The following is a 16,042-nucleotide window of genomic DNA, read 5'->3' on the forward strand; positions in this document are numbered from 1 at the left end:
ATTGATTTCAGAGGAAGGAATGAAAGAGTTTAAGGTTGAGGGCTGTAACGCGATACTCAGGTATCATGATCTTCCCGGTTCGGAAGTGCCTATTATTTTTATACACGGTATTGGCTGTGCTGCTTCGTTTGATTACCCGGCCGTTGCGGCCAGTGAATGTTTGCTTTCTCATCGGCGCATTCTTGTCGATTTATTAGGTTCTGGGTTTAGTGATAAGCCTGAGAGTTTCGACTACTCCATAGGTAGCCATGCGGCTTATCTTGAGGCATTCATTCAATCTTTGGGCTTGGATAAGTTTGTGATTTATGGTCACAGCATGGGTGGTGCTGTGTCGGTTGTATTGGCTGAAAGAGTTCAATCACAACTGCAAGCCTTGGTTTTGAGTGAGGCGAATCTTGATTCCGGTGGTGGCTTCTTTAGCAAGAAGATTGCGAGCTATACCGAGTCTGAATATGTCAACCACGGTCACGCTCAGATAGTGCAGTACAGCATCGATGAGCCAAATACTCAGTGGGCAGCCAGTTTAGATGTGAATTCAGCAGTAGCGACATACAGGCAAGCTGTTTCTTTGATAGAAGGACAGGATCCAAGTTGGCGTGATCGGTTGTACTCTTTAAATGTAAATAGAACCTATCTATTCGGCAGTAAATCTTTACCAGACACCGATACCGAGAGGTTGAATAACCACGATATAGCGATCAGCGTGGTTCCTGATGCTGGACATTCAATGGCGTGGGAAAACGCGAGTGGGCTAGCTGAAGCCATTAAGCGCGGGATACCAACAGTTTAACCAGTACTTACGATTATCGTTTATTACATCGTGTTAATGAGCTGCCGTTTATATAGCGAATTGGAATAGTTGTTGTTTTACAAAAACTCAAAAATGAGGTGTTATGGAAAGAGTCATATCTAAAGATATAGTCCTAAAAAATCTGAAAGTTTCAGATGCTTTTGCATTGTTTAATGCCGTTGATTCAAGCAGGGAGAACCTATCAAAATATATGCCCTGGGAGAAGAGTGTGGTCGATCTTGAAAGTGCGCGAGCTTATATTGAAGGTCGGCTGTACAGTGGTATCGAAGGCTCACAGTGGTTCGCAGTACACTTCAAAAAACAGTTTTCAGGCGTATTTGGTGTAAAGTCAATTCACCTCGAGACACGAATCTGCGAATTAGGGTACTGGCTTGCTGACAGTGCAACGGGGAATCGAGTGGTAGGGCAAATTTTGGAGGTTCTTGTTCCAACCTTAGCAAGCGAACAAGGAGTTAAAACCTTTGAGTTCCATTGTTTAGAGAGTAACCTGGCCAGTGTTAAGATTGCGAAACGTGCAGGTGCAACGCTGAAGTCTAAGGGGCAACACACACTGGATGTACCTGAAAAAGAGCAATCTATGTGTATCTATGCACTAGAGCTCTAGGCTTAATAAGTACTTTAGGATCCAACGCGTGGGATTTTTCATTCCATCGTTGGTTTTTGTGCTTCTAGGACTGGTGTTTCTTTGATGATGATTTCTGGTTTGGAGGTTAGTATTCTTTACCCAAAATAACGTATTCGCTTATTCGGCTATTAAGGAAGTAAAACCATGAACATGAAGGCGTTTTCTAGCTTGGTGGGTTTGTCGGCTCATACGCTTAGGTACTATGAAAAAATCGGTTTGCTTAAAAATGTTCAGCGTAATGGCAGTGGGCACCGAGTGTATACCACGAAAGACGTAAAGTGGCTTGAGTTTGTCATTCGCCTGAAAGAGACGGCCATGCCACTCGAAGAGATATTGGAATACGCTCGATTAAGGGAGCAGGGCAGTAGCACGGTACTTGAACGTCAAGCTCTGTTAGAACAGCACAAACAGAGTTTAAAAGTGCATATTGCGCGACAACAATCTCATCTTTCCGCTTTGGAAGACAAAATTGACCTGTATAAAGATGGAAAAGTGCGTTGACTTAGAGTGAACTCTAACTTGTATGCTGCGCTCCTATTCAATACATAGGAGCAATACAATGGAAACGTCACGTTTTGAAAAAGGGCTAGGACTACTTAAACAGATTGATGGTGAAGCTGGGCAAAATGTTATCGAAAGCCTACAAGGCATTAGCCCCGATTTAGCCAAATACACCATCGAGTATCCTTTTGGTGATATCTATGCGCGCAAAGGCTTGGATTTGAAATCACGCGAGATTGCGACGGTGGCAGCGTTAACCGCACTAGGCAACTGCGCCCCGCAACTTAAAGTGCATTTGAATGCGGCGCTTAATGTGGGTTGCAGTGAAGAAGAGATCAAAGAGGTGATCATTCAGATGTCTGGCTACGCTGGCTTCCCTGCTGCGTTGAATGGGATGTTCGCATTCAAAGAAGTGCTCGCTGAACGATCGGCGAAATACGACAGCTGATCTGATTTTTAACGCTTGGCGCTCCACCACTTGGCACTTAATGCCAGTGCCAAGTGGTGGTTTGATGAAAGTCATTTTAAAAGGGCGCCAGTAACGGCGCACTCTAATCGGTTTACATTTATATGTTAGGTTGGTGAGATGTGATACTCATGAGTCGCAGTGATGTGCTGTTGCTGTCTGAGCAGGCTGATGGTTAGGTTGATTGGCATCGGCTTATAGAAATAGAAACCTTGGATATAGTCGACACCTAACTTAGACAAGACTTTCACTTGCGATTCATACTCTACGCCCTCGACGATAACCTGCATGCCTAAAGTGCGGGACAGTTGCAGCATGGACTCTAGCAAAGGTACACCAAAGCTGGATTCGTCTGAAATGTTCTGCACGAATACGCGATCAATCTTTAGGATGCTGAACGGAAATTGTCTTACGAAATCTAACCCTGAGTAGCCAGTACCAAAATCATCAATCGCGACTTTTACGCCCATGTTCGCCAGCTTGGTGAGGTTCTCTTTTATCTTGGCCATATCCGCGTCTGAGCATTCGCCATCTTCGGTTACTTCAAACACCACCTGCTTTAGAATCTCTGGGTTTCTTTTGAAGATGCCTGATACTTTGTAGGCGAAGTTACTGTTAGACACGACGTTTCGGCTGATGTTGACGCTGATGTATTTGTCTTCGAAAAGGTCTTGATTGCCTTTGATGGTTTTCAATACTTCGCGTAACACAAAGTATGTCAGCTCTTCTATCAAACCTAAGCTTTCTGCTAGTGGAATGAAAATAGCGGGTGAGACGTTGCCTTCAATCGGGTGGTTCCACCTTAACAGTGACTCACAGCCCACGATTTGGGTGGTTTTCTGGTCAACAATAGGTTGCATGTGAACTTGCAGGTGTTTGTTTTTCAGAGCGCTAGAGAGGGAATATTCTAAACTGCGTTGGCTCTGTTTCTTATGTTTAGCGGACAACAGTATAATGGTGGTGATTCCCGCCATAAGAAACCCAAACCAAGAGAAGCTCATTAAGAAGTTGATGTAGTACTGGTGCCCGATGTAGGAGGTTATAGCCAGAGGGTAGGCCTCTGATTGTATGCGAACCTCTGAAAAGTACACTCCGGGATCGGTTGGGTGAATATCTCTTTTTATCACTTCTACTTTTGAGTTGATTCCATGGCTGCTCAGGTTTGACTCCACAAGGTCGTAGATGAAGTGTGGCGGTATCATCAGGCTTACTCCCGCCTGCTCTTTGTCCGAGAAAATCAGCATGATGGACTGCACCTTGGTAATTGCAGCGTTGGAGTACGATAAGGTGGTTAAGTTTGGATCGTCATTGAGCCTTTCTCGGATGCTGCTATAGAGGCGAAATGACACCTCGCCATCGGTGGTAGAGCAGTAAAAACGGTTATGTTTATTGAATACAGCGGCTTCTTTCACCCAATCGGCATTGAATACATTCTGACGAAGCTCGGTCACGATAGCATCACAAGACAGGTCGGGTGTTATCTCTGCGAGAAAGCTACCAAATCGAGCTTGGATCTCTTGAAGCCTGATTTCCACTAACTGTGAAGACTCTTCGGTTAGCGTATGATAGTGAGACGGTGTAAAAGGGATGAGCAATGCCATCGACAAAACGAAAGAGATGGCAAAGTAGAATGTGGTTTTGGCAAAATGTTGGTACTTGATATCCATAATTGGAGAAGCGTTACCGAGTGTATGAGCATTCGATTTAATTTATAAATTTAACGATTGGTTATCAAGAGAAATAATAATTATTGTGAATGTACGCATGTGTTGTGGATTGAAATCGCATGTTTTATAGTCTTACTTTAAAAATCATAGTGTTAGAAATACTTTCAAGGTTAAGTGTGTCGTTTGTTGCTCAGTACTTTTCAGGTTTTTATGAACCGAAGTCTTTCGGGCTTGTAGTATGAAATTGAGAGCTATAGCTTTTGAAATAACGCAATTGGGTGGGTTTGAGCGTAATGATAAAAAAAATGATTTGGATGTTGGTACGTGTGTTCATTGCCTATTTGATGATCGCCCCTACCTACGCGATCTTTATCTTGTCTAATACCGCAACGCCTCGTCTTTTTGATACTGATCCAGAAGTGTTAGTTTGGCTCTCGTGCTTTCTTCTTGTGATTGGCTATGTACTTATTAGGTTTTCTAGAACCAAGTATATGGGAAAGTTATTATCGCTTGCTGTATTGGGAGCGGTAGTTTTAACCATGTACGTCGATGTACGATATCGGATTTTTGAAGTCAGTGTTAATGCGTGGAGCTTATTTTTAGCTGTTCTGTATCTGATTATGCTTTTGTATTTCATTTTTCCAGTTAGGCAATTTAAGCCGCTACTGAGTTTGGCGCCTGTCGCTAGTGTGTCTTGGTTTTTAGTTTGGGCTCTAGTGATGCCAATAAGTTTAACTTATGAGTTGATCAGCAGTAAAACAACCATTTCTATGGAGAATTATCAGAAGGTAGTCGACTTGCTACCAGAGGTTTACCTACATGGTTTCCAGTCAGGTTTGTTTGCCATGTCTCTTGTTATTTGGTTGTATACTTTTGTGGTCTTTGGGCATAACCCTAAACGTAGTTATCAACAATTGGTGACCCATGCTATTAGGATTCGCAACGCTTGGCATTAAGAGGCCGTATACATGTGCTTTGGAACTAGGGAGAGCAATAATGAAAAAGGTTTTATCGATCGTATTATTAGCGTGTGTACCTTGGGTGGCATCTGCTTCTGACGGTGTAGTTGATTGCGACAATGCGATGAACACGCTAGAGATAAACCACTGTGCAGCACTTGAGCTTGAAGCTGCACAGGTAGAACTTGATAATTACTTGGCAGCCAGCTTTGAACACAATGCTGAGGATGTAGAGTTGGTGGGTGCCATTAAAGGCGCTCAGGAGAGCTGGCAAGCTTATATGACAGCACATTGTGACTCTGTGTATACCCAATGGCGCGACGGTTCTATTCGTGGGCTGATGGCGCTTTCTTGTAAGACCAAGCTAACCAAGCAACGCACACATGAGGTGTGGAAAAGCTTCTTAACTTACATGGACAGCACGCCGCCTGTGTTACCAGAACCTCAGGTGATGGAATAAAAAATTGTTAGGTTTTATCTATCAGAAAGGCGGAGGGTACAGTTTGATGGACGACACTTATTCATGGCTAATGAGCTGAAAGCTCAAACTTAAAGCTAAAGGCTAAAAGCTAAAGCAAAAAAGCCAACTGGATAAGCTGGCTCTTTGTTCTGGAGTAGGGGAGCTGTGGATTAAACTGCTTTTACGCTGCTTCGCTCTACTAGAGTCGGCTCTAACTCGACGACCTGTGGGTAGGCGTCTGGTGTTTGTAAGCGACTCAACAGTGTATCAACGGCTGCTTTACCTAAGCGGTGTTTTGGCTGGTGGACCGTGCTTAACGCCGGTGTCATGTATTTAGACAAGTGGATGTCATCGTAGCCAATGATAGAGAGATCGTTGGGTATTGAGGTGCCATCTTGCGCAGCTGCGTGAATCACGCCCATTGCCATCATGTCGTTACTTACAAACAGTGCACTCGGCATTTTGCCACGAGATTTTAGTGTCTGGTATGAATCAAAGCCACCATCACACTCGAAGTTCGATTCGACAATCCAATCAGCGTTGATCTCTAATCCTGCTTCTTCCATCGCTTGTTTGAAGCCTTGGTAACGCGATGATGCCTGGTTACGATGCAGTGGACCGGTGATGCAGCCAATTTGAGAGTGACCGTTATCAATCAGGTGCTTGGTCGCCATGTAGCCACCTTGATGTGAGTTGTCCTGAATCTTGTCGCTCGCAAACAGCATTGGGCCCCAATCCATCACTACAACAGGCAGTTCTGGATAACGTTCAAACACGTCGATATGTTCGCCTTCAAGGGTAGAGCACATTAGCATTAAGCCATCGACACGCTTTTGTAGCAGTGTATCGATAGACGATTTCATACGCTCACTATCGCCTTCGGTGTTACACAAGATAAGGTTGTAGCCTTTTTCATAACAACGACGTTCAACGCCTTTTACTACTTCGCCAAAGAATGGGTTGGTAGAGGTTGTCACTAGCATGCCAAGGGTTTTGGTTTGCTTCATCTTCAAACTACGAGCTAATGCAGAAGGCGCATAGTTAAGCTCTCTCGCGGCATTGTTGACACGCTCAGCTATCTCTTCACTGACAAAACGCGACTTGTTAATCACATGGCTTACCGTAGAGGTAGATACCTTAGCGAGCTTAGCGATGTCTTTCATTGTTGCCATAAAAAATCCTTGTGGGAGTCACTTATCCACGTTGAGCGATATTCTGCCTGAAAACAGGGGCTTATGCTTGTTATTTAGAAGGCTAACATTAGGGTTTAGCTAACGAGTCAGCCTTCTAATAGGCATTAAGCTAAGCAGACAATTGCTCTGTCAAAAACGCATCGGTTTCGGCGCGGCTTGGAATGGAGGTTTGAGCGCCAAAGCGAGTCACTGAAATTGCCGCCGCAGCGTGAGCAAATTTAATCGCACGCTCCATTGGCATGTCTTCAAGTAAGCCTGTCACTAATGCACCGTTGAACGTATCACCCGCAGCGGTGGTATCTGTCGCTTCAACACGGAAGCCTGCGATTAACTCACCTTCACCGTTTCTACTTACCCATACACCTTTAGCGCCAAGCGTGATCATTACTGTCTCGATGCCTTTCGCATGTAGAGCCAAAGAGGCTTGGTGCGCAGACGCGCTGTCGGTTACGGTCACGCCTGTTAGCACTTCTGCTTCGGTTTCGTTTGGCGTAATCACGTCAACACAAGCAAGTAAGGTATCCGATAATGGACGAGCAGGGGCAGGGTTTAGAATCACGCGAGTGCCGCTCTCTTTAGCGGTTTTCGCTGCGTATTCAATGCCTTCGATAGGAGTTTCCAATTGAGTTAGAAGAAATTTCGCACCGCGGATCTTCTCTAGTTGTGGTTCGATTTGCTCGCAAGTCAGCTTGTTGTTTGCTTCTGGAGAAAGGCAAATGCTGTTTTCACCCGCTGATGATACTTGGATCATCGCGATGCCCGTAGGCGTGTTTTCCGCCATGATTACGCCATCGATGTTGATGCCGTCTTTAGCAAAGTCTTGACGAATGTTAATGCCGAATGGGTCGTCACCGACACAGGCAATAAAGCCGATATCTGCGTTTAATCGCGCTGCAGCGACCGCTTGGTTTGCGCCTTTACCGCCAGGGATGACCTGATAGTTACCGCCAATCAAGGTTTCACCCGGACGAGGGAACGAAGGAACTTGCAGTACGTGGTCAGCGTTAACGCTACCTAAAACAATCAGTTGAGTCATGATACGAGCCTTATGATATATCGTATTTGAAAATGCATGGGTCTTTCTCATTGCTAACTATTCGAGTCACGTAGAGTCGTTAGTCGCGATAGAGGAATGAGAAACAGCGATGCACTGTCGGTTTTTGCTTTTTGCTTTGAGCCAGTGATTAAATGAGCGATTGAGTAAAGCAAGCAGGGAGATAGGGGACTCCCTGCTTTGTATTACTCGTTTAGCATCGATTATTTAGCGATGATTTTTAGAGGTACTGGTACGTACTCGTCTACTTTTTCGCCTTTCAATACTTTGTCAGCCATCTCGATACCTAGAGAACCGATTAGGTCTGGTTGTTGTGCAACGGTTGCGCCAAGTAGGCCACGGTTAACAGCAGCGATGCCGTCGTCTGTGCCGTCGAAGCCAACGATCATTACGTCTTTACCAGATGCTTGAACTGCGCGTAGTGCACCTAGAGCCATTTCATCGTTCTGAGCGAATACTGCTTCAACGTCTGGGTTAGCTGCAAGTAGGTTTTCCATTACGTTCAGACCTTTAGTACGGTCGAAATCAGCAGGTTGGCTTGCAAGAAGCTCAAGGCCGCTGCCGTTTACTGCGTTCATGAAGCCTTCACCACGTTCACGAGCTGCAGAAGTACCAGCGATACCTTCAAGTTGGATTACTTTCGCTTTTTCGCCCACTTTTTCCATGATGAAGTGACCCGCCATTTCACCACCGATTACGTTGTCAGAAGCGATGTGGCTCACTACGTCACCACGGCTTGCACCACGGTCTAGCGTTAGTACTGGGATGTTAGAGCGGTTAGCCATGCGAATTGCGTTAGACACAGCATCTGAATCTGTTGGGTTGATCAGGATTGCTTTAACACCACGAATGGTTAGATCTTCAATGTTCGACAGCTCTTTGCTTGGGTCGTTTTGAGAATCAAGAACGATAAGCTTGTAGCCTAGCTCTTCAGCTTTCGCTTCTGCGCCATCTTTCATGGTCACAAAGAATGGGTTGTTCAATGTAGACAGAACGATTGCCATTGTATCTTGCGCCTGTGCAGACACAGATACCGTTGTAGAAAGCAGAGCAGCAGAAATAAGAGTCGCTAATTTTTTCATGGTGTAAGTCCTTTGTGTAGGGTGAGCTAGGAGGTGAGTCCTAGCTCATTGTTACATTATTTATAGATTTAATGTTTGTTATTTATTGATGCTTTTCTGTTGAAAAAGCAGGGTGTTGCATTGACTCAAACTAGAGTCTTATTTGTTTTTGTTGTCGACCAATACTGCCAGAAGAATAACCACTGCTTTTGCAATCATCTGGTAGTAAGAAGATACGTCTAGTAGGTTTAGGGCGTTGTTAAGGAAGCCGATAATCAGTGCACCAATCAATGTACCCATGATGCGACCACGACCGCCAGCTAAGCTTGTACCGCCAAGAACCACGGCTGCGATAGCGTCTAGCTCATAGCCCATACCTGCGGTTGGTTGAGCCGATGACAAACGAGAAGCCACAATGATGCCCGCTACCGCTGCTAACAGACCACAGATTGCGTAAACGCCGATTTTTACTTTGTCTACGTCGATGCCTGATAGGCGGGTTGCTGATTCGTTGCCGCCAAGTGCGTAAACGTAACGGCCAAAGCGTGTGTGGTTAAGTAGGTACCAAACGGATGCGAATACTACGACCATGATCCAAACTGGAACCGGTACACCCATTGCGTAGCCTGTACCAAACCAAGCGAACGCGTCTGCTGTGTCCGTAAAGCCTGTTGAGATAGGGCGACCATCGGTGTAAACCATGGTTACACCACGAAGTAGTGTCATGGTTACTAGCGTTGCGATGAAGGCTTGAACCTTGCCTTTAGCGATAATCACACCACTAATAGCACCTAATGCTGCACCAGCTACTAGAGCGGTTGGTACTGCAATCATCACAGGGATTTCCATGCCAATCATGCTGGCTGCGAATGCACCACAAAGCGCCAGTACAGAACCAACACTCAAGTCGATACCTGCGGTTAAGATAACCAGTGTCATACCCACAGCGATGATTGCGTTAACCGAGGTTTGGCGCAGAATGTTTAAGATGTTATCGACAGTAAAGAAGTTCGGGTTTAAGAAAGAAACGATAACAATCAGGAAGATCAAAGCGATTAATGACTTTTGATCAATCAGCCACTCTTTGCTGATTAACGGCTTTTTCTTCGGCGCTTCAGTTTCAGTTGTTTTGCTCATGGTTTTGGTACTCATGCTGCGTCCTCGTTAATCTTTTTACCGACCGCACACGCCAGTAATAATTCTTGGTTTGCTTCTTTAGCGTCAAATTCACCGCTGATGCGGCCTTCATGCATCACCATGATGCGGTCACTCATTCCTAATACTTCTGGCATTTCAGAGGACACCAAAATGATGCTCATGCCGTCGGCTTTAAACTTATTAATGAGTTGGTAAATTTCTTTTTTCGCACCGACATCGACACCACGGGTTGGCTCGTCGAGAATCAATACTTTTGGTTTGGTCATCAAGCCCTTAGCGATAGCGACTTTTTGTTGGTTACCACCAGAAAGGTTGCCAATGATTTGCTCGCGAGTAGGGGTCTTGATGTTGAATAGCTTGATGAAGTCATCCACCGCGATCACTTCGTCTTTGTGTTGGATTTGACCACTTTTAGTTAGTAGATCCAGTGAACAAAGCGACATGTTCTCTTTCACTGAAAGCCCAAGTACTAAGCCGTCACCTTTACGGTCTTCGGAGATGTAAGCGATGCCATTCGCAAGGCCATCTTTAGGGCTCACAGGGTTGATGGTTTTGTTTTCTAAGTTGATAACGCCGCGCTCACTTGGAAGGGCACCGTAAATCACTTTCATCAACTCAGTACGGCCAGCACCCATTAGCCCTGATACGCCAAGGATTTCACCGCGTTTTAGGGTAAAGCTAACGTCATGCACACCAGAACCAGTAAGGCCAATCACTTCTAAGCAAGTCTCACCATGGCTTGGGGCGATGCGAGGGTATTGTTCGTCGAGCTTACGACCAACCATCATTTCGATAAGGCCATCTTCATCAGTGTCTTTTACTTCACACTGGCCGATGAATTTACCGTCACGAAGTACGGTGATGTCGTCACAGATCTCGAAGATCTCTTTCAAGCGGTGAGAAATGTAAACAATGCCGCAGCCTTCATCACGTAGCTCGTTGATTACTTTGAACAGAGACTCGGTTTCAGTATCGGTTAGGGCATCTGTCGGTTCATCCATGATGATGACCTTAGATTCAAATGATAGGGCTTTCGCAATCTCTACCATTTGTTGCTCGCCTAGGCTCAGTTCGCCAAGTGGTGTTTTTGAGCTGTGTTTTACGTTCAGGCGTTTCAGTAGCTTGTCGGCTTCTTGGTACATCTCATTCCACAAGATGCGACCCATGGTGCCAGTGATTTCACGACCTAAGAAGATGTTCTCGGCGATGGTCAGCTCTGGGATCAGGTTCAGTTCTTGGTGAATGATACTGATACCAGCTTGTTGAGAGTCACGAGGCCCTTTGAATGCAGCAGGCTTACCTTGGTAGGCGATCGTACCGCCATCCAATTGATAGATACCTGTTAGCACTTTCATGAGGGTTGATTTACCTGCACCGTTTTCGCCCATTAACGCCATCACGCGTCCTGGGTAAACGTTGAGGCTTGCCTTGTCTAGTGCTTTCACACCAGGGAAGGCCTTCTCAATTGAGCTAAGTTCTAAAATGGCTTGAGTCATGTCGGTTCCTTTACTCGGGGCCAGTTGTATTTGGTTATTCTGTCTTTCAGCTATCACGCTGGGCTGTTGTTATGTTTCGCTTGAGCTAAAACGTTACGCCAGCTTGGAAAATGACATTCGCGTAAGGCGTGCATTCACCGGTGCGAATCACAGCGCGGCTTTCATGAGTGCGCTGTTTAAATTCTTCATGAGTGATGTAAGTAATCGCAATTTCTTTACCACAACGCGCTTCTTCTGTTTTGATTTGATCAATCAGCGCTGCATGATGTTCTGGGCTTACTTTTGCAAATTCATCTGCGATAACCACACCTTCAATTTGAGATTCATCAAGCATGGTTTTTACTGTTTGAGCAAAGCTCGGCACACCGTGAGTTAAAGCAAGGTCGATACGAGATACATGATCTGGAATCGGCAGTCCTGCATCACAAATCGTAATTTCGTCTGTGTGGCCAAGAGTCGCCACTAAGTAGGAGAGTTCAGAGTTTATTAGAGTACTTTTTTTCATATCACGACCTATCGAAAAAACACGTTTGATGGGATGAGAAACAACTCAAGAAAAGCCATCGAAACGTTTCGATAGTGATAATAGTGTGTGATTTATCATTTGCACCTTTGACCTTCTTAGAGTGTGATAACGATCATCGAAACGTTTCGATGAGGCGTTTTTTGGTGATCTCAATCACCGTGATTGATTGCATAAATTCGGTGGAAGTAGGGGCTAGGTTGGTTTTAGTGAAGCCCAACCGATGCCAAATCTAGGAATAGGTTTACTCACTGTGTGGCTTTACCGATGGCTCGAATAGGGCAAAGCCTAAACGAGTTCACCTTCTTTTATTGATAGAGCGTAACCAAACTTAGTGACTGTGATAATTTGGATATGAGGCGTTCTTAAGCGAGCGAATACGTTACGCAGGTTATAAATAACGTTGGCTAGGGCGTGAGGTGATGAGAGCTCTCCGTCCCAACACACATCAATAATATGTTCTTTAGTGATCGGCGTTCCTAGGTTCTCTACTAATAGACAGAGCACAGACAATACCTGAGGGCGTAATGCAATACGATTACCTTGTTGGTTGGTAATCGTTCGAGAGTTGGTATCAATGAGTAGGCCGCTGAAGTCTATGGTGTGGTTCATCGTATTTATGTTCATTTGTTCTGAATAGTAAAGATTGGTTTATGGCTTGTTGTGCACGTAGGCGAGCAATCAAAGCGCGCGGATTATGCAAAATCACACTTCTCTTGAAAGTAAGCGCACGTAAGCCGCGCAAGAAAAAACATAAAAAGCCGTTGGTTTGAAAATGGATTTGAGAATTTCTGCTGAAAGTGAAGGTACTTTATTTCTTTGTTATTCAGTTGGTTATTTATTTTTACTGATTGTGTTGTTCGAAGTTACTAAGTGATTATATTTTTATTTATTTTTTTGTTTTCTGTGAGCGTAATCTGCTCGCCAATTCGACGGGGTGTCGGATAAATCTGACAAGATTGTGTAGCAGGGGAAGACGTAGCAATCTTGATTTGAAATAAGTAAGGTTAAGCAGTAATGAACAACAAATTTATTTTAAGCATCGCGATGATGTCCGCACTTATGGCAAATAGTGTAATGGCAGAGGACAATGGTTTCTACTTAGGTGGTGCAATTGGTACAACTGGTATTGATGATGGTGGGCTTTATGAGGGCTCTTCAAATCCCATTACTGTTGATGCAGAAGATCGTACTTACAAGATAATTGCTGGATACCAATTTAATCGTATCGTTGCACTAGAGGCGCAATATACGAATTATGGCGACGTTGTTGCAAAAAATGCATTAACCAAAGATTCTTACACTTGGTCTCCAACTGCATTTTCGATCGTTGCTAATCTAGGTTATACGTTTGACAATGGAATTCGCCCCTTTGGCATCGTAGGTTTGTCGACGATTGATTTAGACCAGTCGCTTCCGTTACTTGATGACGATCGTGGTGACGCTATTCGCTATGGTTTCGGAGTTGAGTACACACCCAAACAGGCTGAAAACTTTAGCTTTAGATTAGGTTATGAAGCGGATGCATTTGCGATTGAGAGCGATTCAGGTTTTGAAAATGATAAAGATCTCGTGATTGATTCATTTTACCTAGGCGCAACATACAACTTTTAAGTTTCAAACTTTGTTAAACGGTAAATCGATTTCTAAATGGGGCGTCGGTTGGCTCAACCCGTTTGTCTGAAGTGGAAAAGCCGCAGTGTTTGACTGCGGCTTTTTTATGTCTAACTCTAGGCTTCGCGGATATGAGCGGTGACGGAAACGACAGCGTGATCGGTACTGAATTGGTCGTGTTCGAAGCTTGGGTTAATCAGATGATGATCGAGTACGGTGTAGTTTGATATTTCCATCAAACTTGAGGAGTTCTGGCAGTCAAACTCGTTGGACATCAATATGTAATCCAGAACAGAACCTGAAGCACCGTAATAGTGGGTTGGTTTGCGTTGTTCGAGTAAGTCTTCTTCATGCAGTTGATGATAGAGATCCCAACTGTCTCTCAATCTAAAGTGAGAAAGCCAATGTTGGCTGGTTTCATCTCGATTCAACGAGTAACTCAACAGCCCTTTGAATTCATCGTTGAATAGGGGCTTGTTAAAGTCACCCATCAACACAACGGGTTGGTCGCTTAGATAGCGTTGATTGGTAATGTATTGGTGTAGCAGTTGGGCTTCTAAGCCGCGTTGAACACTCGATAGCCAAGAGCCTAGTTGTTCCTGATGAAGTTTAATCAGTGTATCGCTTTGTGGCTTTTGCTCTGCTGAACTGTCGCTGGTTTTTATCGGCTCGACTTTGGGCTCTGTTGGGCGTTGTGACTTAAAGTGCACGACATAACAATCGGTTGAGCCTAAGTGAGGTAATTCAATGGTGGCGTGAACAGGTGTTCGGTTGAATGAAAATTTGTCACCGAGGTTAAAGGCGGCAAGTAGGCTCGAATCAGGCGTGACAGGCTGAACATTTTCAATCGGATAACGGGAAGCAATGCCCACAACAGGGGAGGTGTATAGGTAATCATCTTCAACGTGTGCGTTATCGACGACGGCAAAGTGCGGATAGCCCAACTCTTTCATAAGTTTCTTTAAAGATTCTTGGCTGAAAATTTCTTGAAAGCCAATCACATCGCAATCTAATGAACGAATTGCTTCCGCAATCCAATTTTGCTTCTTCTGCCATTCATCGAAGCTGTAGATGTTCTCAAAATCATAATAAGCGTTTGGTGGCTCAAGGTAGTTCAAAAGGTTGAACGTTGAGAAGGTTACTTGGTTTGGTTTGTTCAAGGTTGAATCCTATTGAAATCGCTCTTTTAAGGATATCTAAAATATGAAGATATTGTTCGGATTTAGTCAGTTATTTTCATTTGATCTAGCGAAGGTCGTTACTTTCTGCTTAGATTCTCTCCGTTCGACGCGGCAAAGGTGTCGTGTCTAATTTTCTCTACGATCGGTCGGTCGTTTTCTTATGGTATTACTATGAAAAAATATATTTCTCTCGCTCTTGTATTGTTGAGCGCCTTTTTCTCTACATCGTCACTGAGTCAATCCCTTAAACCGGAATCGATTGAACAAATTGAATCTCGTGTTTCGGCACGCATTGGTGTGGCTGTCTATGATTCTGCGACCAAGCAGACATGGAGCTACAAGGGGGATGAGCGATTTCCTATGATGAGCACCTTTAAAACTCTGGCTTGTGCGAACCTTCTTTACGATGCTGAACACAAAGGGCTAGATTTGGATTCAAAGGTCAGCATTAAGTCTGAGGACCTCATTGTTTGGTCTCCGGTGACTAAAGAGCTGGTCGGCAAAGGTATTTCACTGAGAGATGCATGTAGCGCAACCATGACGATGAGTGACAATACTGCCGCAAACATTGTGCTTGGTGGAATCGAAGGCCCCAACGGCTTAACTCAGTTCCTGCGTTCTATTGGAGACAGCCATACTCGCCTTGACCACTTAGAGCCAGAATTGAATCATGCTCGACCGGGTGATGCTCGCGATACCACGACACCGAATAGCATTGTGATGACGTTGAATGAGTTGATGTATGGCGATACGTTGTCACAAGCGTCCACATCGACGTTAACAGGGTGGATGATGGGCAATAAAGTGTCTGACGGAATGTTCCGCTCTATCTTGCCTAGTGGTTGGAATATTGCCGATAGATCGGGTGCTGGAGCGTATGGTTCTCGCGCAATTACGGCTATCGTGTGGAATGAACATCGTGCTCCATTGATCATCAGCGTCTCTCTTACAGAAACTGAATTCACTCTCCAACAACGTGACAAGGTGATCAACGAAGTAGGTCAACTTATCTTTGATGCGTATCTGGTGCAGTAGCTAATAGCACAGTTAATCCTACGCAATCACGCGCTAGCCACAGGTTCAGCCATGGCGCTAGAGCGTGATATTTCTTAGAACATTCCCGAGTAATTTGTAAGTAAAGCGTAAGACTTATGGTGCTGATGGTTTTATTAGTTATTACATGATGTTAGATTTGATTCTATACTTGTTTTAACGGCATGCATTCAAAGCCGACAAATCAAGCTGAATATTGAATTCATGACATTTGAAGGGA

At 44.6% G+C, this 16,042-nt stretch carries 17 protein-coding genes; 8 read left to right on the top strand and 9 right to left on the bottom strand.

All coding sequences use genetic code 11. The features are described 5' to 3' along the window. Positions 1-19: 19 nt before the first annotated feature. The 4 genes from BTO10_RS01650 (at position 20) to BTO10_RS01665 (ending at position 2,385) form a co-directional block, all read left to right on the top strand. Complete coding sequence (locus BTO10_RS01650; protein WP_105023334.1) at positions 20-790, top strand: alpha/beta fold hydrolase; 771 nt, start codon at positions 20-22, stop codon at positions 788-790. Between the two features lie 103 nt (positions 791-893). Then, positions 894-1,415 (top strand): GNAT family N-acetyltransferase, encoded by a 522-nt coding sequence (locus BTO10_RS01655; protein WP_105023335.1) that lies wholly within the window; start codon positions 894-896, stop codon positions 1,413-1,415. A 165-nt stretch (positions 1,416-1,580) separates the two neighbouring features. Continuing rightward, on the top strand, positions 1,581-1,937 hold the full coding sequence (locus tag BTO10_RS01660) for a MerR family transcriptional regulator (RefSeq protein WP_105023336.1): 357 nt from the start codon (positions 1,581-1,583) through the stop codon (positions 1,935-1,937). A 58-nt stretch (positions 1,938-1,995) separates the two neighbouring features. Further along, the gene (locus tag BTO10_RS01665; RefSeq protein ID WP_105023337.1) at positions 1,996-2,385 is read left to right on the top strand and encodes a carboxymuconolactone decarboxylase family protein; all 390 of its coding nucleotides are present in this window, start codon (positions 1,996-1,998) and stop codon (positions 2,383-2,385) included. Positions 2,386-2,510: 125 nt separating this feature from the next. On the opposite strand, the gene BTO10_RS01670 is transcribed toward BTO10_RS01665, so the two are convergent. Continuing rightward, the gene (locus BTO10_RS01670; RefSeq protein WP_105023338.1) at positions 2,511-4,070 is read right to left on the bottom strand and encodes an EAL domain-containing protein; all 1,560 of its coding nucleotides are present in this window, start codon (positions 4,068-4,070) and stop codon (positions 2,511-2,513) included. Between the two features lie 293 nt (positions 4,071-4,363). Between BTO10_RS01670 and BTO10_RS01675 the strand changes: the two genes are divergently transcribed. Next, on the top strand, positions 4,364-5,026 hold the full coding sequence (locus BTO10_RS01675; RefSeq protein WP_105023339.1) for a hypothetical protein: 663 nt from the start codon (positions 4,364-4,366) through the stop codon (positions 5,024-5,026). A 40-nt stretch (positions 5,027-5,066) separates the two neighbouring features. Further along, complete coding sequence (locus BTO10_RS01680; RefSeq protein WP_105023340.1) at positions 5,067-5,489, top strand: lysozyme inhibitor LprI family protein; 423 nt, start codon at positions 5,067-5,069, stop codon at positions 5,487-5,489. A gap of 170 nt (positions 5,490-5,659) precedes the next feature. Here the strand turns inward: BTO10_RS01680 and BTO10_RS01685 are convergent, their stop codons facing one another. The 7 genes from BTO10_RS01685 to BTO10_RS01715 form a co-directional block, all read right to left on the bottom strand. Further along, on the bottom strand, positions 5,660-6,661 hold the full coding sequence (locus tag BTO10_RS01685; RefSeq protein WP_105023341.1) for a substrate-binding domain-containing protein: 1,002 nt from the start codon (positions 6,659-6,661) through the stop codon (positions 5,660-5,662). A 130-nt stretch (positions 6,662-6,791) separates the two neighbouring features. After that, positions 6,792-7,718, bottom strand: a complete 927-nt coding sequence (gene rbsK, locus BTO10_RS01690) for a ribokinase (RefSeq protein ID WP_105023342.1) — start codon at positions 7,716-7,718, stop codon at positions 6,792-6,794. A 221-nt stretch (positions 7,719-7,939) separates the two neighbouring features. Next, complete coding sequence (rbsB, locus tag BTO10_RS01695) at positions 7,940-8,818, bottom strand: ribose ABC transporter substrate-binding protein RbsB (protein WP_004739466.1); 879 nt, start codon at positions 8,816-8,818, stop codon at positions 7,940-7,942. A 138-nt stretch (positions 8,819-8,956) separates the two neighbouring features. Beyond that, a complete protein-coding gene (gene rbsC, locus BTO10_RS01700) occupies positions 8,957-9,949 on the bottom strand; it encodes a ribose ABC transporter permease (RefSeq protein WP_004739468.1) in 993 nt (330 codons plus the stop codon). After that, positions 9,946-11,451 (bottom strand): ribose ABC transporter ATP-binding protein RbsA, encoded by a 1,506-nt coding sequence (gene rbsA / locus BTO10_RS01705; RefSeq protein ID WP_105023343.1) that lies wholly within the window; start codon positions 11,449-11,451, stop codon positions 9,946-9,948. Before rbsA ends, rbsC begins: the two co-directional genes overlap by 4 nt. An 85-nt stretch (positions 11,452-11,536) precedes the next feature. Then, positions 11,537-11,956 carry a D-ribose pyranase gene (gene rbsD, locus BTO10_RS01710; protein ID WP_105023344.1) on the bottom strand — a complete coding sequence of 140 codons (420 nt, stop codon included), beginning with the start codon at positions 11,954-11,956 and terminating at the stop codon, positions 11,537-11,539. 306 nt (positions 11,957-12,262) lie between these two features. Then, positions 12,263-12,586: a winged helix-turn-helix domain-containing protein gene (locus BTO10_RS01715; protein WP_105023345.1), complete on the bottom strand. Its 324-nt coding sequence runs from the start codon at positions 12,584-12,586 to the stop codon at positions 12,263-12,265. A gap of 405 nt (positions 12,587-12,991) precedes the next feature. Here BTO10_RS01715 and BTO10_RS01720 point away from each other — a divergent pair, with 405 nt between their 5' ends. Next, positions 12,992-13,588: a porin family protein gene (locus BTO10_RS01720; RefSeq protein WP_105023346.1), complete on the top strand. Its 597-nt coding sequence runs from the start codon at positions 12,992-12,994 to the stop codon at positions 13,586-13,588. A 116-nt stretch (positions 13,589-13,704) separates the two neighbouring features. On the opposite strand, the gene BTO10_RS01725 is transcribed toward BTO10_RS01720, so the two are convergent. Next, entirely contained in the window at positions 13,705-14,748 is a 1,044-nt protein-coding gene (locus BTO10_RS01725; RefSeq protein ID WP_105023347.1) for an endonuclease/exonuclease/phosphatase family protein, read from the bottom strand. Between the two features lie 192 nt (positions 14,749-14,940). Here BTO10_RS01725 and bla point away from each other — a divergent pair, with 192 nt between their 5' ends. Then, a complete protein-coding gene (gene bla, locus BTO10_RS01730) occupies positions 14,941-15,804 on the top strand; it encodes a class A beta-lactamase (RefSeq protein ID WP_105023348.1) in 864 nt (287 codons plus the stop codon). Positions 15,805-16,042: the final 238 nt, after the last annotated feature.

The organism is Vibrio chagasii (assembly GCF_002954585.1).
GTDB classification, from domain to species: Bacteria; Pseudomonadota; Gammaproteobacteria; order Enterobacterales; family Vibrionaceae; genus Vibrio; species Vibrio chagasii_A.